The 20951-nt window shown below is 43.2% G+C and carries 14 protein-coding genes; 9 read left to right on the top strand and 5 right to left on the bottom strand.

What is annotated here, in order from left to right:
- Positions 1 to 140 precede the first annotated feature (140 nt).
- Both PSE7429_RS10500 and thrS read right to left on the bottom strand, forming a co-directional pair.
- A complete protein-coding gene (locus tag PSE7429_RS10500; RefSeq protein WP_009627144.1) occupies positions 141 to 1937 on the bottom strand; it encodes a proline--tRNA ligase in 1797 nt (598 codons plus the stop codon).
- Between the two features lie 312 nt (positions 1938 to 2249).
- Positions 2250 to 4070: a threonine--tRNA ligase gene (thrS, locus tag PSE7429_RS10495; RefSeq protein WP_009627142.1), complete on the bottom strand. Its 1821-nt coding sequence runs from the start codon at positions 4068 to 4070 to the stop codon at positions 2250 to 2252.
- A 213-nt stretch (positions 4071 to 4283) separates the two neighbouring features.
- Here thrS and PSE7429_RS10490 point away from each other — a divergent pair, with 213 nt between their 5' ends.
- The 7 genes from PSE7429_RS10490 (at position 4284) to pdxH (ending at position 10144) form a co-directional block, all read left to right on the top strand.
- The gene (locus PSE7429_RS10490; RefSeq protein WP_009627141.1) at positions 4284 to 7796 is read left to right on the top strand and encodes an N-6 DNA methylase; all 3513 of its coding nucleotides are present in this window, start codon (positions 4284 to 4286) and stop codon (positions 7794 to 7796) included.
- A gap of 11 nt (positions 7797 to 7807) precedes the next feature.
- Positions 7808 to 8047 carry a type II toxin-antitoxin system RelN family antitoxin gene (locus PSE7429_RS10485; RefSeq protein ID WP_009627140.1) on the top strand — a complete coding sequence of 80 codons (240 nt, stop codon included), beginning with the start codon at positions 7808 to 7810 and terminating at the stop codon, positions 8045 to 8047.
- A complete protein-coding gene (locus PSE7429_RS10480) occupies positions 8040 to 8381 on the top strand; it encodes a type II toxin-antitoxin system RelE/ParE family toxin (protein WP_009627139.1) in 342 nt (113 codons plus the stop codon). The genes PSE7429_RS10485 and PSE7429_RS10480 overlap by 8 nt, the downstream gene beginning before the upstream one ends.
- A gap of 19 nt (positions 8382 to 8400) precedes the next feature.
- Positions 8401 to 8616: a hypothetical protein gene (locus tag PSE7429_RS10475; protein WP_100228926.1), complete on the top strand. Its 216-nt coding sequence runs from the start codon at positions 8401 to 8403 to the stop codon at positions 8614 to 8616.
- Positions 8613 to 8891 carry a type II toxin-antitoxin system RelE family toxin gene (locus PSE7429_RS10470; RefSeq protein WP_009627137.1) on the top strand — a complete coding sequence of 93 codons (279 nt, stop codon included), beginning with the start codon at positions 8613 to 8615 and terminating at the stop codon, positions 8889 to 8891. The genes PSE7429_RS10475 and PSE7429_RS10470 overlap by 4 nt, the downstream gene beginning before the upstream one ends.
- A gap of 160 nt (positions 8892 to 9051) precedes the next feature.
- Positions 9052 to 9477 carry a cupin domain-containing protein gene (locus PSE7429_RS10465; RefSeq protein WP_009627136.1) on the top strand — a complete coding sequence of 142 codons (426 nt, stop codon included), beginning with the start codon at positions 9052 to 9054 and terminating at the stop codon, positions 9475 to 9477.
- 28 nt (positions 9478 to 9505) lie between these two features.
- A complete protein-coding gene (pdxH, locus tag PSE7429_RS10460) occupies positions 9506 to 10144 on the top strand; it encodes a pyridoxamine 5'-phosphate oxidase (protein ID WP_009627135.1) in 639 nt (212 codons plus the stop codon).
- On the opposite strand, the gene PSE7429_RS10455 is transcribed toward pdxH, so the two are convergent.
- A complete protein-coding gene (locus tag PSE7429_RS10455) occupies positions 10126 to 11172 on the bottom strand; it encodes a glucokinase (protein ID WP_009627134.1) in 1047 nt (348 codons plus the stop codon). The genes pdxH and PSE7429_RS10455 overlap by 19 nt on opposite strands.
- A 116-nt stretch (positions 11173 to 11288) precedes the next feature.
- On the bottom strand, positions 11289 to 11969 hold the full coding sequence (locus tag PSE7429_RS10450) for a HEAT repeat domain-containing protein (protein ID WP_009627133.1): 681 nt from the start codon (positions 11967 to 11969) through the stop codon (positions 11289 to 11291).
- A 384-nt stretch (positions 11970 to 12353) separates the two neighbouring features.
- Between PSE7429_RS10450 and PSE7429_RS10445 the strand changes: the two genes are divergently transcribed.
- Complete coding sequence (locus tag PSE7429_RS10445; protein WP_009627132.1) at positions 12354 to 13967, top strand: iron uptake porin; 1614 nt, start codon at positions 12354 to 12356, stop codon at positions 13965 to 13967.
- Positions 13968 to 14329: 362 nt separating this feature from the next.
- Here PSE7429_RS10445 and PSE7429_RS10440 read toward each other — a convergent pair whose 3' ends face one another.
- On the bottom strand, positions 14330 to 14746 hold the full coding sequence (locus PSE7429_RS10440) for a hypothetical protein (RefSeq protein WP_233424333.1): 417 nt from the start codon (positions 14744 to 14746) through the stop codon (positions 14330 to 14332).
- Positions 14747 to 14960: 214 nt separating this feature from the next.
- Here PSE7429_RS10440 and PSE7429_RS10435 point away from each other — a divergent pair, with 214 nt between their 5' ends.
- Positions 14961 to 20525, top strand: a complete 5565-nt coding sequence (locus tag PSE7429_RS10435; RefSeq protein WP_009627130.1) for a hypothetical protein — start codon at positions 14961 to 14963, stop codon at positions 20523 to 20525.
- Positions 20526 to 20951: the final 426 nt, after the last annotated feature.

The following is a 20951-nucleotide window of genomic DNA, read 5'->3' as shown; positions in this document are numbered from 1 at the left end:
CTTTTGGGATTTTAAAATTTGCCAGTTTAACCCGAACTGACGTTAACTTATACCAATTCACGAAAGTGTGACAACACTTTTGTGAATTAAAAACTAAACTTAGTAAGGGTTTTCAAGTTAAGAAATGGCGTAGCCATTTCTTAACTTGGTATTAGTTCGCTCTGTAAGTAGGCAACTACGGCATCAATCTCAACCAAGGTCGCGACCTTGGTAGCTCGATTGACAATTTCCACTTTGCCATCGGCGATCGCTTTACCCGTGACTACTCGATAGGGAATACCAACGAGATCGGCATCCTTGAACTTCACGCCAGCCCGCTCGTCGCGATCGTCGAGTAAGACCTCTACACCCGCAGTCTTGAGGGCATCGTATAGCTTTTCGCCAACTTCCATTTGCTTAACATCGCCAATATTCGGTACGGTGACGATTACGTGATAGGGAGCGATCACCTTGTTCCAGATAATGCCATCTTTGTCGTAGGACTGCTCAACCGCAGCTTGAGCGAGACGCGATACGCCTAAGCCATAGCAACCCATTACGAGCGGTAATTCTTCACCTTGTTCGTTGGTGTAAGTTGCCTTCATCGCCTTGGAATATTTGGTTCCCAATTGGAAGATATGACCGACTTCGATGCCTCTGGCGGTTTGCAAGATTTGTGAAGGATTGTGAACAGCGCGATCGCCTGCTTTTGCCTTATCGAGATTGACAACGGCAGGCAGGGGGAAATCCTTGCCCCAATTTGCGCCGACCACGTGATAATCGGATTCATCCGCTCCCGTTACAAAGTTCTGTAGATCGGCAGCGGTGCGATCGGCTAAGCGTAGTAATTTAGGGTTAACGCCCGAACTCTTATCAATATAGGAATCATCCAGACTAGGGGAAATGAAACCGAGTGGGAGTTTAGAATGCGCCCATTTTTGCTGAGATTCCGCATCGGCAACTTGGAGGTTGATAATGGCTTTACCACCGTAGTTACCCGCTAACTTGGTCAGCTCATTCTGCAACTTCACCTCGTTAACATCGCGATCGCCGCGAATGCTGATGAGGACTAGAACTATCATGCCATTGTCATAGATGACTTGATAGAGAACTTGCTTGACTAATTGAGTGGGATCGCATTTCAGCATTTTACCCACAGACTCGATTGTGCCAGCTTTGGGAGTATGTACTTTTTCAAATTTGTCGAAAGGCGAAGGAACCGCATCGGGAGGTAAAGATACTGCTTTCTCCACATTGGCAGCGTAGCTACCATCTTCGGTGAAGAGAATGTCATCTTCCCCAGCTTCGGCAAGAACCATAAATTCCTGCGAACCCGAACCGCCGATCGCCCCTGAGTCTGCCTCGACAGCGCGAAATTTTAGCCCGCAGCGATCAAACATCTTCCGATAGGCGCGATCCATCGCGTAATAGGTTTCCTTGAGGCTCTCTTCGCTATCATGGAAAGAGTAGCCATCCTTCATAATGAATTCGCGACCGCGCATCAAACCAAAACGAGGACGGATCTCATCGCGAAACTTGGTTTGGATTTGATATAAATGCTGGGGGAGTTGGCGATAAGAACGGATCGTATCCCTAGCGATCGCCGTAATAGCTTCTTCATGGGTGGGACCTAAGCCAACTTCACGATTGGCGCGATCGGTGAGGGCAAACATGATCCCTTCGGCTTTGGTGTAGGTATCCCAACGTCCCGACTCCTGCCACAGTTCCGCTGGTTGTAATTGCGTTAACAGGCATTCTTGCGCTCCCGTATCGTTCATCTCTTCGCGCACGATCGCCGAGATCTTTTGCAAAACGCGCCACATGAGTGGCAAGTACACATACAAGCCCGAACCCACGCGCCTGATGTAGCCTGCACGCAATAATAATTTGTGACTTGTGAGTTCTGCTTCGGCAGGGTCTTCGCGCAGAGTGACCCAGAGCATTTGAGATAGACGCATATTGCTGGAGATGTTCGGTAGGGATGTTCGCTAGAAATTCGTTAATCTGTTAACGGTGATTCTGCCTGACGATCATATCAGGACTTGGGGCATTGGTGCTGAAGGCGGAGGCGATCTCCTAACAATTTTAGTATTATAGCTACAGTCACTAGGTAAGGATGGGCGGCGCAAAGCGCCGCCCATCCTTAGCAGTGCATTGCGCTCAAACCCAAACCAAGGAAATGTTTGAAAGCGTTGCGAAGCAACGCTTTCAAACATTTCCTTATGGTTCCTTTGAGCGCTAATTGCTGTAAGAAACAAGCAAGAAACAAGTTAGAACCAAGTCCGATCGCTAATTGCTGCTTGCATTTTGCTAATCACTTCATCAATGGCGATCGCGCCCAGTTCACCATGCTTACGGCTACGGATGCTGAGAGTGCCAGCTTCCACTTCCTTCGCACCGATGACTGCCATCACGGGGATTTTGTCCATCTCGGCTTTACGGATTTGCTTCGCCATGCGATCGCCGCTATGGTCTAGCTGTACACGCAAACCTGCGGCTCTCATTTTGGCAGCAACTTGCTCGGCATATTCCATTTGACCATCAGAGACGGCAATCAATTTCGTTTGTACTGGCGCTAACCAGAGGGGGAAGTCACCCGCATAGTTCTCAATCAATACGCCGATGAAGCGCTCGACGGACCCAAACAGAGCACGGTGAATCATGATCGGTTGATGACGCACACCATCCTCACCGACGTACTCCATCTTGAAGCGATCGGGCAAATTGAAATCTAGCTGAATCGTCGAACATTGCCAACGGCGACCGATCGCATCTTCGATCTTGATATCGATCTTGGGTCCATAGAATGCGCCGCCACCTTCATCAATCACATAGTCCCAGCCCTTATGATTGAGCGCTTGTTTGAGAGCTTCCGTAGATTTTTCCCAAATCGCATCGGAACCGACATATTTTTCGGGACGAGTAGAGAGATTGATCTCATAATTCTCAAAACCAAAAGTAGAGAGAATCAATTCCGCAAGATTGAGAACGCCGAGAATTTCTGATTCAATTTGCTCTTCAGCACAGAAAATATGAGCATCATCTTGGGTAAAGCCGCGCACGCGCATCAACCCATGCATCGTGCCAGAGCGCTCGTAACGGTATACCGTGCCAAGCTCAGCATAGCGAATCGGGAACTCTTTGTAGGAATGGAGAGTATCTTTGTAAATCAACACATGGAACGGACAGTTCATCGGCTTAAGCTGATAAACTTGATGCTCCACTTCCATCGGCTGAAACATACTTTCGCGATAGAAGTCGTTATGCCCTGAGATTTTCCACAGGTCTAAATTTGCCATGTGAGGTGTGGTGACTGCTTCGTAGCCATTCTGAACGTGGGTTTCTTTCCAGAAGGTTTCGATGGTATTACGAATAATTGCGCCCTTGGGATGCCAGAACACCAAACCACCACCAGCATCTTCTTGAATGCTGAATAGTTGCAAATCTTTACCAATGGTGCGGTGATCGCGGCGTTTGGCTTCTTCGAGCATTTGGTGATACGCCTGAAGTTGTTCAGGGGTTTCCCATGCTGTGCCATAAATCCGTTGCAACATGGGATTTTTTTCATCGCCGCGCCAGTAGGCTCCTGCAATGCTTTCGAGGGCAAAGGCATCAGGATTAATATCGCCAGTAGCATCTAGGTGGGGACCAGCACACAAATCCCACCAAGGTTGTTTTTCAAATTTGGCTGGATCGCCGATAAAATAGCGACTAATATTTTGCCCTTCAGGAATGGCAGCTAATAGCTCAATTTTGTAAGGCTCATTTAGTTTCTCGATTTCGGTAAGCATTTCAGGACGAGGCAACTCCTGACGCACAAGGGGTTGATTCCACTTGATGATCCGCTTCATTTCCTTAGCGATCGCCTTTAAGTCACTGGGTGTGAAATGCTCTTTGCGATCGAAATCGTAATAAAAGCCATTCTCAGTTGCAGGACCGATAGTCACCTTAGCATCGGGATATAACTTTTGAACTGCCATCGCCATCACATGGGAGCAAGTGTGGCGAATCCGCGCTAGTTTTTCGGTATCGGCTTGCCGCAGGATATCACTAGGTTTAATATCGCTGGGCTTTACTGCAACTGCATCCATAACTTGATGTCGTGACCTTAATTTATTACAAGGGTTACAAAAATTTTACTTAGAGTCTACCATCTTAACTTTTTTTGCTGAATATTGCGATCGCTTTATATCTCAGTTTGGGAATTTAGCGATCGCACCCCAACCTAATACTTATTTATTTCTCGCAATTAGGCTACACTCTATGACAGACAACGATTTTCTAGATGACACCTTTTGCCCCTGATGAACCTATCCGATATCCTGAAAGACTCTGAGTATAAGCTTTCGCAGTTTAAGCCTGAAGAGATTGATTGGCTTGAGCAGTCGGTTTTTTTGAAATCAAGTACTAAGTCAAGTACTAAGGGGGATGTGCCTTATATTAAGTGTTTGGTGCGGGGTAAGGATATTAAGTTAACGCCTGAAGAAGCGGTAAGACAGCTTTATTTAAAGGTGTTGTGCGATCGCTATCAATATCCAATTAATCGGATTCGGGTAGAGTATGAGGTCACTTTTGGTAAGGAGAAAAAACGGGCTGATGTGGCGATTATGGACAAAGATCGCGCAGATGTTCCTTATATCATTGTTGAACTTAAAAAGCCTAAACTGAAAGATGGGAAAGAGCAGCTAAAGTCCTATTGCAATGCTACAGGCTCACCGATTGGTGTTTGGACTAATGGCGATCATATTGAGCATTATCAACGCAAAGATCCTAACTTCTTTGAAAAGATTTCTGGTATTCCTGCGGCTAATCAGACTTTAGCGGATATTCTCCAAAAAAGATTTACGTTAGATGATCTGAAAAAGTTGAATGAAGCGGGATCTCAGCCTACCCTGAAGGCAATTATTGATGAAATGGAAGATGAGGTGTTGGCAAATGCGGGTGTAGATGTTTTTGAAGAGGTGTTTAAGCTGATTTTTACAAAGCTTTATGATGAATGGTGTTCGGGGCGTAGTGGGCAGAGTGGTAAGCGCCAGTTACAGTTTTATAATTCGGGTCAGACAGAAACGGAGTTAAAGGAAAAGATTCAAAAGTTATTTGATGATGCAAAGAAGAAGTGGAAGGGAGTATTTAAAACGGATGATAAGATTGCTTTGACAGGTTCGCATTTGTCGGTATGTGTGACTTATTTAGAGTTTTGCAAGTTGTTTAACTCTAATTTGGATGTAGTTGATGAAGCTTTTGAATATTTGATTAATCAGAGTAGTAAGGGTGAAAAGGGTCAATATTTCACGCCTCGCTATGTGATTGATATGTGTGTGAAGATGTTGAATCCGCAAGAGCAAGAGTCAATGATTGACACGGCGGCAGGTTCTTCGGGGTTTCCTGTGCATAGTATGTTTCATGTATGGGATCAAATCTATGCAGATGAGGGCTTAACACGGAGTGATATGTTTACGGCGGAGGAGAAGTTGCCGCGTTGTGTGGATTATGTGAAGGAAAAGGTGTTTGCGATCGATTTTGATGAGAAGGCGGTAAGGGTTGCGCGAACGCTTAATTTAATTGCTGGTGATGGTGAAACTAATGTTTTACATTTGAATACTTTGGACTATAAGCGATGGAAGGAACGCTTGGATGATAAGGAATGGCAAAAAATCTATGGGACTGGTTTATGGCGTTTTTTAGAGTTTCAAACTGGTAAGGGTGATGATTATAAGGGGTTTGGTTTTGATATTGTGATGGCGAATCCCCCGTTTGCGGGTGATGTGAAGGAGTCAATGATCATTTCTGGTTATGACTTGGTGCGGGATAAGGTTGGGAAAAGTAGTAAGGGTGTGGGACGCGATATTTTATTTATTGAGCGCAATCTGGACTTTTTGAAGGCTGGCGGTCGAATGGCGGTAGTGTTGCCGCAGGGACGGTTTAATAATTCTTCAGATAAGTATATTCGTGATTTTATTGCGGAACGTTGCCGTATTTTGGCGGTGGTGGGTTTGCATGGAAATACGTTTAAGCCGCATACGGGGACGAAGACTTCGGTGTTGTTTGTGCAGAAGTGGAATGATGATCCGAGGGCTGGGGCTTTGTGTCCTCGTCAGGATGATTACAATATCTTTTTTGCGACGATGCGGAAGAGTGGTAAGGATAATTCGGGAGATAAAATCTATGTCAAGAAGTCCGATGGTTCGGGTGAATTTTTGTTAGATGATCACGGGCATTTGATTGTGGATCATGATTTGTTTAATCATGATGGATTAACTCAAGACGGGATTGCTGAGGCATTTATTGAGTTTGCAAAGAAGGAGGATTTAAGTTTTTTTGATTTAAGCTCATCTGTTACACCGTTTGATGCTGAGAAGTATGATCGGTTGATGGATGAGCTAGGAGCAGCAGAAGTTAGACTACAAGAAATGATGAAAGCTTATCGTTTAGATGCAGAATTTGCATCTCACGCAGATATTAGATGGTTAGAAAGACTGCAACAAAAACGGGATTTTTTGCCTCTTACCAGCTTTTTAGAATATATAAGCTCAGGTCATACACCATACAAGCATGATGTTCATCAAGGTGATATCAAGTTTATTACTGTCGAGTGCGTCGGTAGTCTAACTTTAGATGAGACAAAATTAAAATTGATTAAGCAGGAACACTACGACAAAGAGTTTCAAAAGAATCGAATAATTAAAAATGCTGTTGTATGCACTATTAAACGAAGAATTGGCAAGGCTTATCCTTTTTTAGATGAACCCACAGAAGCTATGGCTATGAATCAGGATGTAGCTATCTTAATTCCGAAACAAAATGTTCGTTCAGGCTATTTAGCTACTTATTTAAGCTCAAGAGTAGGGCAGTCTTTCTGTGATAGACAAAAGACTGAGCAAATGAATCCGTATATTAGTGTTGCTAGTCTATCGAGTTTACCAACTGTAATACTTAACGATTCTTTTCAACTAATAATAGAAGATTTAGTCAGAAAAGCTTATTCTGTTCTCTCAAATTCTAAAATTTTCTATCAACAAGCTGAAGATTTGTTATTGTCAGAGCTTGGGTTGAATGACTGGCAACCGACAGATGAAAATATTGCGGTTAAAAGTTTTTCGGCTTCGTTTGGGACAAGCGATCGGCTTGATGCTGAACACTATCAACCTAAATTTGATCAACTTACCGAAAAAATTGAACAAAAAGTAAACTTATCAAAACTCGGAGAATTATTAACTTGGAATCAACGAGGTAAACAGCCAAGCTACTTTGAAGAAGAGCAAAATATATTAGATGGTTTACCAGTTGTTAACTCAAAGCACGTTAGAGAAGGTGAAGTTATCTTAGTTGATAACCGTTATGCAAAATATCAACCCGAAGATAAACCTCTAATTATTCAAACTAATGATGTCCTGATTAATGGTACTGGTGTAGGAACTATTGGGCGATGCGCTCCATATCTACACAAGCAAAATGCTTTGCCAGATAATCACGTTACTATTTTAAGAACCAAGGTGCTTGATCCAGTTTATTTATCAATTTATATCAATAGTATTGCTGGTCAATATCAAGTTGAAAAATATTTAAAAGGTTCATCTGGACAAACTGAGCTATACCCTAAAGATATAGATAATTTTTGGGTATGGGAAGCTCCAGATAAAATCCAACAAAGGATTAAAAATAGGGCTGAAGAAGCACATCAAAAACGTGAACAATCCAAGCAACTATTAGAAATTGCTAAAACTGGAGTAGAAAAGGCGATAGAGGAAAATGAAGAAGTAGCGATTAATTGGATTGAGCAACAGCTTCAAAAACTAAATATTTCTATAAATCAATAGGAGAAATAACCATGCAAGCACTTAAAGTAATGGCAAGCATCAACGAAAAAGGTCAACTTACCTTAGATTATCCCCTTGAGCTAAAGACAAATAGCCGAGTTGAAGTAATCATTCTTGTCTCTGAACCAGAAGAAATAGAAGAACCATCTAAACAAGAAATCATTGCTGACTTTCGACAAGCTTGGCACGAAGTCATGACGGGGCAAACCATTCCCGTAGCTGCAATGTGGGAGCAACTAGGCAATGACTAATCAAATCAAAGTTGAAGCCTCACCAACATTTCTAAAAAATATTCGCACACTTCGTAAAAAATATCCGCGCATTCAGAATGATATGCAGTCAGTCATTCAACAACTAGAGCAAGGAGAATTATTAGGCGATCAAATATCAGGTATTGGCTACCCAGTCTTCAAACTGAGAGTTAAAAACAGTGATATTCAAAAAGGAAAAAGTGGCGGCTATCGTCTGATTTATTACGTCAAAACAGCGACAGGAATTGTTTTACTGACCGTTTACCCCAAATCTGAGCAAGCAGATATTGATGCTACCCAAATTCGTGACATTATTGCAGAATACAACACATAAAAATTTTAGGCATAAACTTATGACAGGAGATACAACTATGGAAGCCCAAATGCTTAGAGACATTATCAAGCAAAGTGTTCGCGAAGTCTTGAGAGAAGAACGCTTATCTCTTTTTCTTGCCCTAATCCCCCTTGTCAGCGACAAAGAGCTCCACGAAATCGAAGCAAAATTTGCCACCCCATCACAATATGCTCCTGAAGAATTTATTGACATGACCGACTGGATCAAATCATGAAAGTTAAATTCAGCAAAAATGCAATCAAATTCTTAAATGCTCTGTCCTCAACAGACCAAGAGCGAATACGGGAAAAGCTGAAAATGCTTGTACTCTCCATTGAAGAAAGTGGTTCAATCCCGTTTCAAGAACTAGACATTAAAAATCTCAAGGGTGAATGGAAAGGCTACCAAAGAATGCGTGTAGGTAAACTGAGAGTTATTTTTTGTGCAAGCGTTGAAGAGTTATTAATTTATGAGATCGACTTTAGAGGAGATATTTACAAGAGAAAATAAAACTTACCTCCGCATACTGATTTGCAAGAGTTACCACAAACTTACTTAGGGCTTACTATCCTAACTTTTTTTGATGAGTATATGATTAAGGATGTAGCTAGTACTTCTTGCAAGTGCAGCCAATACTAACAAACACTTATCGATCGCCTTATCAATTGCTATGGTTAATTCTGATTCTGAGCAATTACCCGACTACTCCAGCCAAATCATCACAGTACGTCCCGATCGCGAAACCGCCACATTGCAAAAGCTGCCCTACTTTGTGGGGATCTCTGGTGCTACAGCAGGAGCAAAGGGAATCTCGATGAATTTGGTGATCATTCCCGCAGGTGGTGCAGCCGAGCCACATTTTCATCGTGATTATGAGACTGCTATTTATTTGATCAAGGGTCGCGTAGAAACTCGCTATGGTCAAGGGCTGAGCCAATCGGTAATTAATGAAGCTGGTGATTTCCTGTTTATTCCCGCAGGTGTCCCGCATCAACCCCATAATCTCAGCGATACTGAGGCAGCTCATGCGATCGTTTCCCGCAACGATCCTAACGAGCAAGAAAATGTAGTTCTTTATAATCCCAATATTGAGTAGTTAAAAAGTAGTTAAAAAGTAGTTAAAAATGGATATTCATGCTTTAAGAGAAGATTATAAACAAGGGGAACTTAGACGCAAAGATCTGGATGACGATCCCTTTAAACAATTTGAAAAATGGTTTCAGCAAGCTTGTAATGCTGAGTTGTTAGAACCAAACGCCATGACCCTATCGACAGTGTCCGCACAGGGGCAGCCATTTATGCGCACGGTATTGCTGAAATATTTTGATACCAATGGATTGGTTTTCTTTACAAATTATGAAAGTCGTAAAGCAACTCAGATGAATGCAAATCCAAAGGTTTCAATTCTGTTTACTTGGTTGCCACTTCAAAGGCAAGTTCACATAACTGGAACTGCTGAGAAAGTAACTACTGCCGAATCATTAGAATATTTCACCTCTCGCCCCAGAGGTAGCCAGTTAGGAGCGTGGACTTCTCAACAAAGCTCAGTAATTTCCTCAAAACAACTTCTGCTGATGCAATTTGAACAGATGAAGAACAAGTTTTTGGATGGAGAGATACCTTTACCAGATTTTTGGGGAGGATATCGGGTCGTTCCCGATAGTTTTGAGTTCTGGCAAGGTTGTACCAATCGCTTACACGATCGCTTCCTCTATACTTCCCAAGAAGATCAATCATGGCAAATTCAAAGGCTTGCCCCATAAAGCATAGCTCCAATCAGTCCCACTTCAGGATTAAGCACGATATGAATAGGAATATCTTCTAAAACAGGGCTGACTCTTCCTTTAGTTTTGAGAATCCGCAAAAACGTTCCGTCTTGGAGCAAAGGTAATATTTTGGGAGCAATGCCACCCGCAATATATAAGCCACCATTCGGAATTAATTTCAAAGCTAAATTACCAACTTCGGCAGCATAAGCCTCTACAAACATTTGCATCGTCTGTGTGGCTAGATGATCAATATTAGTCTCACTATTAACTCCACAATTAGCTAATGCAGCATCAGCGATCGCCGATGCTGCGCCCGAATCTGTCTCTCCCGATTCCCAGAGCCGCACTTTTTCGGCAATTTCTGCGGATTCAGGAGGGGCAGCGGCGCGATCGCGCAAAAACTGATAAATCGCCACAATTCCCGTCCCTGAAGCGACGCGCTCTACCGATACGCGATCGTGGCGCTTGAGCAGATATTGCAATAATTCAATTTCTAAAGCATTTCTAGGGGCAAAATCCGTATGTCCGCCTTCGGTGGGATACACCTCATAGCGATCGCCATTCCATCCTAAAAAAGCTTCACCCAAACCCGTTCCTGCTCCAATTATCCCAATCGGCGCTCGTTCAACCAAACGACCATCTTGTAAGGTATGCAAATCATGGGGTTGCAATCCTAAAACACCATAGCCAACCGCCACAAAATCATTAATCAAACTCACGTTATCAATATTAAATTCTTCGGCAAGGCGATCGCTATCAAAAGACCAACCGAGATTGGTTAACTGCGATCGGCGATCGCGCACGGGACCAGCAATCCCCAAGCAAGCCGACGACAAATTTGGTAAATCACCTAGCTGATTTTCGGCGCTAGCTAGGAATTCTCTTAAAACATCTGAGAAACTAGGATAGCTAGCGCCCGCAAAACGCTTTTCAAACAGGATCGACAATCCATCGGCATCTTTTTGGGCTAGACGTAAAAGGGTTTTAGTCCCACCAATATCACCAGCTAAAATCATTGCCATATTAACTACCCTTTTAATTACCCTTAATTGCCGATCGCAAATTTATCTTGCCATCATTAATTAATATAGTGTCGATGCTTTGCACCGACACTATATTAATTTGGATTAATTTGGAATTAATTTGGATTAATTCGCTCGATCGCAAATCTTGCAGCCGATGCAACTTGTGGATGGGGATCTTTGACGAGGTAGTTTAAGGCTGACAGACTCTTTTCACATTTTAAATGCCCCAAAGCCTCGGATAATCTCTGTCTGGTCAACCAATCCTCAGACTGAGCAAATCGCAAAATTTGATCCACACAACGCAGATCGCCTACCTCACCTAAAGCCGCGATCGCTGCTTGATGCAGCATTGTTTCATCGCTCTCTAGGGCTTGAATTAAAGCATCGTAGGCGCGAATATCACCTAAATTACCCAAAGATACGGCTGCGCTAAACCGCACTAACCATTCTGTATCTTCATAAAAAGTCCTAAGCAAAGGTTCGACCGCTCGATTGTCCTGTAGATATCCCATCGCCCCTGCGGCATCAGCACGAATCCCATAATCATTTTCGGTTTCTAGAATTCTGGCTAATACTGGAAAACAATCCTCAGTATGCTTTAGTCCTAGGGCAAACACTGCCATCGAGCGGATTTGGAGGTTTTCATCGTCAATCACCTTCAAGATTAAAGGTACTGCTTCATCGGGCGATAGATCTCTCAAAGAAACCAAGGCTCGGAGGCGATCGCGGGAATTGTCACTGTCTAGTTGTTGAGCAATGTTACTTAAATCTGGCATTTGATCGGATATGGACATAAAAAGCTCAGGCTAAAAACTTAAGTATAGCGATCGCTTATAGAGGTTGGGATGGGTTTGCGTTTGCGTCTAATCTCGACTAATACTAATCGCTTATTTTTATGCGATTCTCAAGATAACCCGATGGGATGACCAAATATGCAAACTAGCTGTGTTATCCTATAGTCATTGTAATCACATTAATATCTTATGTAACCTAATTTAGTATTATCTATGGTAGTAAGCCGACATCTTTCAAGTAGTTCTACCGATTATATAGATATCTAAATTATCTGCTAGAGTTAAATCCGTAATATCGATGGCGTAAGGGTCGAAATTTAACTTAGTTGGTTACATACTGACATATTACACAAATTAAAATTTACTCTCGTGAGGAGTGGAATGATGAAAAAAGTATCTTTGAATCTAGCTGGTAGCCTCGGTCTTTTGGGTGTTATTGGTGCTGTTGCAGCAACACCTGCGTTTGCTGAGACTGGCGTTTCTCAAGTTAGCCAAGCTATTAACAATGATCCAGTTGCTCAAAATGTAACCTCGGTATCTCAACTTAGTGACGTTAAGCCTACCGACTGGGCATTTACCGCATTGCAGTCCTTGGTAGAGCGTTACGGTTGTATCGCTGGTTATCCTGATCGCACTTTCCGTGGTAAGCAAGCCACCAGCCGTTATGAGTTTGCCGCAGGTTTGAATGCTTGTTTAGACAAAATTAACGAAATTATCTCCGCAGGGCTTGCTGACAAGGTTAGCAAAGCTGACCTCGCCACCTTGCAAAAGCTTCAAGAAGAGTTCGCTGCTGAACTTGCCACTCTTCGCGGACGTGTAGATGCTCTTGATGCTAAGGTTGCGAAGCTCGAAGCTCAACAGTTCTCCACCACCACCAAGCTTTCGGGAAGTGCTATTTTCTCCGTACAAGGCGCTAGCGGAAATTCGGGCACTCCTAGCAACAGCAATATTTTCGTCTCTAGTCGGGTTCGCTTAGACCTCAACACCAGCTTCACAGGTAGCGACCTGTTGAAAACCAGATTAGAAGTTGGTAACGGAACCCAGAGCATTCCTAGTGTATTTGGTGCTGGTTCAACCACTGGTACTAATGGTGTTAGCAGCAATATTGGTTTCCAAACCTACGGTCAAGACTACACAGGTTTGACAGGCGGTTCTACCTTTACCCTTGCTAAACTGCGCTACGACTTTAACCTTGGTGATGCTCGCATCTCCCTAGGTCCTGTGATGCATGCTTACGATCACATTGATACCAATAGCTTTGCTAATGACGAGTCCGCAGACTTTGCATCCACTTTCTTCATCAACAACCCTCTAATGGTTTTGGTGAATGGTCAAACAGGTGGTGCTGGTGCTGCGATCGACTGGAACATCGGTAAGAGTTCTTTCACCGCCCGCGCCCTTTACCTAGCTGGTAACGGTGCTCAAGCTGCTACCAACGGTGTTACCAATGGTGGTCTGTTTGGCGATGCCTATCAATTAACTGGCGAACTCGAATTCGCTCCTAAGAACGCTAATGGTGACAAGCCCTTTGCGATCAAGTTGCAATATACCAATGGTGCTGTCAACAATGCTAATGTCAATGCCGCTGGTGTAAACCTAGAGTGGAAGTTCACTAAGGGTATCGCTGTATTTGGTCGTTATGGCTTTGGTACCATTGACAACCGTGGTATTGGTGCTACTACCGCTGCTTATACTCGTACTCTGTTCACTGGTACAAATACAACCACCGCAGGTAACCTCAGCCCTCAAACTTGGATGGCTGGGCTTGCATTCCCCGACTTGTTTAAGGAAGGCGCAATGGCAGCGATCGCTGTTGGTCAGCCTTTCATTGACAGCAATGTTGGCAACGCAAGTCAAACCAACTTGGAAGCTTTCTACAACTTCCCTGTAACCAACAATATTCGCATCACTCCTGATGTTCAGTTCATCTTCAATCCTAACAACACATCTGGCGCTACCATTTTTGTTGGTACTTTGAGAACTGTATTCTCGTTCTAGTATCGGTTTGAATAAATAAAAAAGGGGACGTTATACGTCCCCTTTTTTATAGCTGTAGAAAAACGAAGAAAAGAATGGCGGCGCTTTTCACCGCCATTCTTCTCTTCATTTTTGATTTTGTCCTCAGTTCAAAACCCCAAAGATGAGTGGCGGTGCTTCGCACCGCCACTCATCTTTGGGGTTTTATGTCCTAGGGAAACCTTACTTTGCTAAGTAGCTAGGCATAATTAATTACAAACCAAAACCCGTAAAGTTGCGCCCCTACGGAGCGCAACTTTACGGGTTTTGGTAGTTTATTTTGCAAAAGCACTTATCGATATCAAATTTTCTATGAAGGGCTGCGGATATTGCTGTTCTTAATGTTACTGAATACCCAGAAGGGCTTTTGCCATTGGAAAGTACGTTGACCATATTTTCGGGTCGGGACGACTCGCCCAATCGCGGCGGGACACGATCATTTGGAGGATAATTGCAGCTTGATCTTGATTGAGGTTTTGCGCGGTAACCTTAACCGATACATCAGAAACCAAAACTTCGCGGTCAAAGGTACGTTGAGCTGCCGATCGCGCTAGTATTTCGGCTTTACGGGTCATCACGGTAAAACCCTCATCTTGATTCACTAGTAGGCGAATATCTACCTCGCGACGCTCTGCAAACCCAGCACCAGCGATCGCCATCGTTGATAAAGTTGCGATCGCAGATAGCAGTAAGTAGTTAGTGAATCTAAGTAATGGCGGAGCCATAGAACAAGTCGGAGAAACATGCGATTTGTTTTTCATAGTCATCTTCGCCAGAAACTCACAAAAAATTATAGAAAAATCGCCAAGATATTAGCAAAAAACTGGGAAAGATGTGTGCTATTGTCTGCTAACAAATTTGGCTTTAGAGTGTAGCTCATTTAGGAGCCTATTTGCCTATCAATTTTGTCAACAAATTTTGGTAGTTATTTAAATTACCCTAAGCTGTCATTATGGAGGTCTTGTAGGGGGTGTTATGTCAAAAGTACTGATTAATAGTTTGATTGATGAAATCAATACATTGCTTAGCCGACCAGTGCGCTCGGTGTCCAAAAAAGCATCCCCAGATACGATCCATCAGAGAGAGCAGCTAAAACAGTTGCGATCGCATCTTGAGGGCTTAACCGATGACTCGCTACTGGGTAATTTGGAGCAGCAATATCAGGCTTTAGTAACGCGCCTACAGGGGCAAACACAGTCAACTAGTGAGTTAACTAACCGTGACGGAAATGGGGAGCCATACGGGCTTGATGGTATAAATATCCAAGAAGATGGCACAGGAAAATTTAAAACAGATAAACTAGAGACATCGTCACCCCTATTAGTTAGCCCAGTAGTTAGCAACCTATTTGGCACTGAATCTAACTTGACAAAGGAGAATAGCATAATGACGAATGGTACACCTGAGTCCAATTCATTTGTCAACGATCGCCTGATTGCTTCGCTTCAGCAAGCAATTCAGCAGACATTGCAACAAGTTGTCAAAGAGTCAGTCCAACAAGCAGTTAGCCAAACACTCGCGGTAGAAAGAGCGCTGATGGTGGGTGAAATATCCGCTAACTTAAATAAAATTGTCGAATCTCAACAGCGATCGCAAATAAGTCAAGAATTAATAACCTTAAACCAACAAAAGCAAAAACTTAATGCTGAAATTTCGCAGTTAGAAGCCGATCGCGTAACTTGGATGAGACAGTTTCAAGAATTTCAAGCTACACAGCAAGAAGCATTGGATCGCTCCCTGCAATCGGTTGATAATTACGTGCGGGATCAGATTTCTGACTCTCTACAGCAAACAATGGCAACAACTGTTGCAGAGAGTGTTAATCAGACCCTTTCCCAAAGCCTCCAAAATAATTTAGCCAATCTGTCTGCGGCGTTACCAGTTAATCCCGTCTCAGAAACCCCATCCACAGAATTTGTCAACAGGGTGCAGGAGCAAACCGATCGCTTCCTGATGCATCTTGATGAAATGTTCAATACTACTTTTCGTTCCTTAGAACAGGAAATCCAAGGCTATCAAACATCGATCTCCGCCAAGCTTGGGCATATGGAAACCCTCGAACAGAAAGGGGAAGCTTTAATTAATGCGTTAGTCGAGCGGATTGGGCAACAGTCTGAGCAAGTACCACAGGGCTCCGATCAAGAACTTCATGAAGTGGATATATTACCCGAACTGCCCGACGATATCCCCGCTCGATACCTTGAAACTTTTTCTGAACCTGCTGATGAGAATTTGATCGATGCTTTATTAGCGGGAGACAAGTTTGGCGAGACGATCGCCGAGCCTTCCGCCGAAAAATTTAGTGAGCCCTTTGCCGCCTCAAACTCTGAAATTGCCTTACTGGACATGGCAACTTCTGGCGATGGGGACGACGCTCTTGACTCATTAACGCCAGAGCTAGATTTAGACTTGCCTACAGAAACTACCCAATCTCCAATTCCTACGTCTGAAGATCCCGTTGTAGATACTTCCGAGACGATGCTTGGCTCGGAAGTTTTTGAGCTAGAAAGTATCTTAGGGGCTTCATCGGATACGTTATTTGAGCAACCAGTTCAACCCGTTTCGGACGAGCAGACCGCCATGGATTTGACCACCAATCCCTTAATCGATCTAGCTGGTTTTGGCACAAGCATTATTCTCGATCCTCAAAGTGCGATCGCCGCCCGTGAGTTGAATCCTGATTTTGATATGGAAGCGGCTACCCAAATTGTAGAGACCTTCGACATAACGCGATCGGCAATAGCAAAAGAAGGCGAAGATCATGATTTTGAGTTACTAGCTTTAAATTTTTCCGCGAATGATGCGAATGATAATGAAGTAGTTAGCGATTCTGGTGAATTAATTGACAATCCCGAACTGCTGCAATGGTTAGAGGAAACTAATAAACGCCCAAGTGCATTAACTAACCTCGTTGATGTGTCTGCGGATGAGGATTTATTATCTTGGTTGGGTAATGAAGCTATTGACATGGCAAAATTGCCAGTTCAGACCAAATCGAACGATCTTAATGATTCACTTGCTGAAATAGAAATTTTTAATGATTCCCCAATTAATTCGATTGCTTCGGAAATCAATTTAGATGCTATCAAAAAAGATAATGCGGACAGTCACATCGACGCGAAAATTGAACAGTTCTTTAGTAATTCTGGCAACGATCACGCCGATGATTCTGATGAATCGCTGATTTTGCTTACCAATAAAGGTAACGATACTTCGGAATTTGTTGAATGGGAAGACTCATTGGTCAATGAACTAAGTTCCGATCTTGCTCAACTTAATGCGGGGGGAGTGGATCCATTAATTGCGGCTAACCTCGATCAGTTTATTCGTAATACACCTTATTCCTTGACGAATTGGGAAGCTGCGGAATCTCAATCCTATCCCACTATCATTGAGGTTTCTGCTGATGATCCGAGTGAGCCTATTCCATCTCAACTAGCAAATACATCAAATGAGTCTTTGGAAGTACCTTTAATTATCGAAAATCCAAATACTTTATTTATTGATAGTTTTGCGAATTCCTTTGCCGATCGCACCGACGAACAGTCGGAAATTGTTGTAGATATTGCTGATTTACAGTTATCGCCATTCGCATCGCCATTAGCATCACCATTGACCACGGCATCGAATGAGATTCCTGAGATCTTTGATAATCCTGATTCGCTTTTTGAGCCAACTGCTGGAAATGAGTCCCCATCAACTGCGCCTAAGTCTGTGCCTAAGGTTGAGGATGATATGGATGCAATTTTTGCGGAAGTAATTGCCGAAAATGCCGCTAAATATAACCAATCTAAGCCCTTTACTATTAGTGACGAGCTGGATGAGTTATTTGTGGAATCGGCATCCGAAAATACGAATTTTGCAGCTAATAACAATACCTATAGCAATACCTACGCCAACGATCTCAACACCGATCTCAACATAGATCTTGGCAACGATCTCAACATGGATCATGAAAGCGATCTTGATACCCTTCTATTTGGTTTCGATGCTGCAAATGAGCTAGAGGAAAACGATACCACCATGCAGGTAATCCCACGGGAGGGCTATAGCAAGCTTGATGCTGGGGCGGCAACCATACAAGAGCCGATTAGTCCTTTTGTGTCAAGGGATGTCGAAGAAGAGTTGGATACAATTTTGCAAGGCTTTGTCCAGGAAGACTCGATAGTCTCGCTGGACGATGCAGATATGACTAAATTTGCGGTAGCTGAGGAGATCTTAACGGTACTAGAAGATCCTACGGCAGATATGACTAAATTTGCAGTAGCTGAGGAAATTTTAACAGTACTAGAAGAGCCGAATATGAACTCTTCTCAGATCGAGGCGGAAGAGGATGATTGGACTGCCGCGCTCGATCAGATCGAGTCTAACCTTTTATCTAAGACCTCAGGTAGCAACAAAACTGAAAATATTCCCAAAGATAATATTGCATCGGAACCTTTTGAATTGTCTGCCGATGAGTTTTTTGCTTCTTTGGAAAACGACAAGCTGAATAACCTTGCCGATACTGCCGATACTAATGAGAAAAAACTCTCGCCAGAACCTACCAATGTAGAGGCTACTGAAGATCTCTCCGATTTTATGAATTTGGAGAATGAATTTGAGGAAGCTGAGGACGACTTCTTGCTTAATGAGTTCGCTGATTCCCAGCATGATGCCCATACTCCTGTCGCCGATAGTGAGTGGGATAATTTATTAAAGGATTTAAATTCCTTTAACTTTGCTCAACCGTTACTTGATGAACGTCGCGAGCAACTTGGCTTGTCATCGGTAGCACCCATTACGGATACGAGCGAAAATGTTTTTGATATTGATTCCTTGGTATTGGAATCAAAAAGTAAAGCCCTAATTCCCACGCCACCTGAGAAGGAGGTCTATAGTCTTGATGATACTTGGATTTTAGGTGTGGATTTTGGTAGTACCGCCATAAGGGCGAGTCTGCTCAATGCTAGTACTGGTCGTTTATATCCCTTGTACTTAGATGATGCTGATGAGATGCTATGCCAACTGGTTTGGGCAGACGATCGCAGTTTAGACGATCCGATTGCTAAGGAACTGCGGGTTCTTACTAAGCGATCGCATCTTGCTGGCTTAGAAAATGGAGAAGTCGCAATCGGGCATTTCAAACAGTTTCTCAAATTAGGTTTGCCCTATCGGGGCGTGAGTGCTTGGCAACCGATCATTCAATGGTCTATATCGAATCAGAACAGCTTGCGGTGGTTTGTCGCCGCACTTAAAAATCTGCTGGAGCAGATCCAAACCCGTGCCAATCATCCCAAGCTGCCTGATGTGGGGTTGATTTTATTAAAGCTAAGTGGCGTGGTCTTTGGTTATCCTACTAACTGGTCAGATACTTATATTCTCAATGTCCGCGAAGCCATTTTGAAAGCAAAATTAGTCAACCATGCGGAACAGGTGATGGCGGTCGAACAGGCGATCGCGCCAGTTTTATCTCTAGTCCATGATCGGAAGATATCTGAGGAAGTAACGCTACTGATCGATGCAGGGGCAATTACGACTAGTCTCTGTCTGGCTAAAGGGCTTACTGATGCTAAGGATCGCTCGAAGTTACATGTTCGTAGTCTTGACTATGCAGGAATTAGTATTAGTCAAGATATTGTCGTGCAGTTGTTCTATCCCCATTGGTTGTTAATTACCAATCCTAACCGCCATCTCTGTAATTTCGATCGCTTGAGCTTGCCAGAGGTTGGTGCTTCGGCAATATCGCAACGGGTTCTCCTTCAGCAATATCTTTTGAGTTCGGATATTGGTCGCAAAATGCTCGAACTAGCCGATCGCATCAAGTCAACATTTGGTAGGGATGTTGGTGTTGATGAATGGAACGAGGATCTAATGGGACAACCGATAGTTGTCTTGCGTCGTGAATTGGAAAATTTAATTTTGCAACCATTTATTCAACGACTCAATCGGGAACTGAATGCAATTCTTAGTAATGCGGGAATTTTAGGAGAAGATGTCCGCCAAGTTTTGCTATTAGGAAGTACGATGAATATTCCTTTGCTATCGCGGTGGTTGGCTCAAAAACTACCTAATGCTAGCATTGACCCCCTAGCGACTTCTATGGTGGCAAATGGTTTAGCGGTTTCACCCCTCTATCCCCATCTCCAAGACATTGCGCGCCAGCAATATTCTGATTACTTCCTGTTACAGGAAATCTGCCGCCTTAACCTCACGCAATCAGTTAATCCCACTCAGCTACTTCAGCAGCTACAAATACGCGGAATTAATATCAAAGTCTGCCGCGATCGCATTTTAAGTATTTTGCAGGGTGATCTACCCGAAGGTTTGTTCCCTTGGCAAGAGTCCGAAAATGCAGTGATTTTGGAAGATCCCACTCTCAGCAGTGAATTATTTGCGGGTAGGTTGTTTGAACTGGAAACTGATGGCACTTATCAACCTAATGTGGTCAAATTTCAGCAGTTACGGGTCTATTTACAAGCCATTATTGGCAATATGAGTCAGACCCTAAATGAGCCCCTAGTTTTTCCTGAGATCAAGACTATGGCGATCGCAAAGTGAAAAATGGGGATGGGCAGAGCTTTGCGCCGCCCACCCTTATACAGCTATATTCACTTAACAAACCCAATAGAGAGTTGCGGCGCGAAGCGCCGCAACTCTCTACTTACAGCAATTATCGATCAAACGAACCACAAGAAGATTTTTGAAAGCTTTGCAAAGCAAAGCTTTCAAAAATCTTCTGGGTTTGGGTTTGAGCGCAAAGCGCTATAAATATAAAGAATAAAATAATTAACAGAATAAAATCCGAGCCTTTGCTGATCGTTGCATGGGCAATACCAGTTTTTTTCGCTACTTTTTTATAATCAAAAGAATCATAGGGTTTTTCAACTAGGGCAATGCTTTGTAATTAACAGGTAATTAACAGTCTTACAACGCATTGCGCTCAAACCCAAACCAAGGAAATTTTTGAAAGCGTTGCTTCGCAAC

It is taken from the genome of Pseudanabaena biceps PCC 7429, from assembly GCF_000332215.1.
In the GTDB taxonomy this organism is placed as follows: domain Bacteria; phylum Cyanobacteriota; class Cyanobacteriia; order Pseudanabaenales; family Pseudanabaenaceae; genus Pseudanabaena; species Pseudanabaena biceps.
Note: the sequence above shows the minus strand (reverse complement) of the source record. Positions and strands in the feature narration are given on the sequence as shown.

What these genes read in the sequence shown, in the direction of transcription:
- PSE7429_RS10500 (WP_009627144.1), bottom strand. Translation starts at nt 1,937, where the DNA reads ATGCGTCTATCTCAAATGCTCTGGGTCACTCTGCGCGAAGACCCTGCC.
- thrS (WP_009627142.1), bottom strand. Translation starts at nt 4,070, where the DNA reads ATGGATGCAGTTGCAGTAAAGCCCAGCGATATTAAACCTAGTGATATC.
- PSE7429_RS10490 (WP_009627141.1), top strand. Translation starts at nt 4,284, where the DNA reads ATGAACCTATCCGATATCCTGAAAGACTCTGAGTATAAGCTTTCGCAG.
- PSE7429_RS10485 (WP_009627140.1), top strand. Translation starts at nt 7,808, where the DNA reads ATGCAAGCACTTAAAGTAATGGCAAGCATCAACGAAAAAGGTCAACTT.
- PSE7429_RS10480 (WP_009627139.1), top strand. Translation starts at nt 8,040, where the DNA reads ATGACTAATCAAATCAAAGTTGAAGCCTCACCAACATTTCTAAAAAAT.
- PSE7429_RS10475 (WP_100228926.1), top strand. Translation starts at nt 8,401, where the DNA reads ATGACAGGAGATACAACTATGGAAGCCCAAATGCTTAGAGACATTATC.
- PSE7429_RS10470 (WP_009627137.1), top strand. Translation starts at nt 8,613, where the DNA reads ATGAAAGTTAAATTCAGCAAAAATGCAATCAAATTCTTAAATGCTCTG.
- PSE7429_RS10465 (WP_009627136.1), top strand. Translation starts at nt 9,052, where the DNA reads ATGGTTAATTCTGATTCTGAGCAATTACCCGACTACTCCAGCCAAATC.
- pdxH (WP_009627135.1), top strand. Translation starts at nt 9,506, where the DNA reads ATGGATATTCATGCTTTAAGAGAAGATTATAAACAAGGGGAACTTAGA.
- PSE7429_RS10455 (WP_009627134.1), bottom strand. Translation starts at nt 11,172, where the DNA reads ATGGCAATGATTTTAGCTGGTGATATTGGTGGGACTAAAACCCTTTTA.
- PSE7429_RS10450 (WP_009627133.1), bottom strand. Translation starts at nt 11,969, where the DNA reads ATGTCCATATCCGATCAAATGCCAGATTTAAGTAACATTGCTCAACAA.
- PSE7429_RS10445 (WP_009627132.1), top strand. Translation starts at nt 12,354, where the DNA reads ATGAAAAAAGTATCTTTGAATCTAGCTGGTAGCCTCGGTCTTTTGGGT.
- PSE7429_RS10440 (WP_233424333.1), bottom strand. Translation starts at nt 14,746, where the DNA reads ATGAAAAACAAATCGCATGTTTCTCCGACTTGTTCTATGGCTCCGCCA.
- PSE7429_RS10435 (WP_009627130.1), top strand. Translation starts at nt 14,961, where the DNA reads ATGTCAAAAGTACTGATTAATAGTTTGATTGATGAAATCAATACATTG.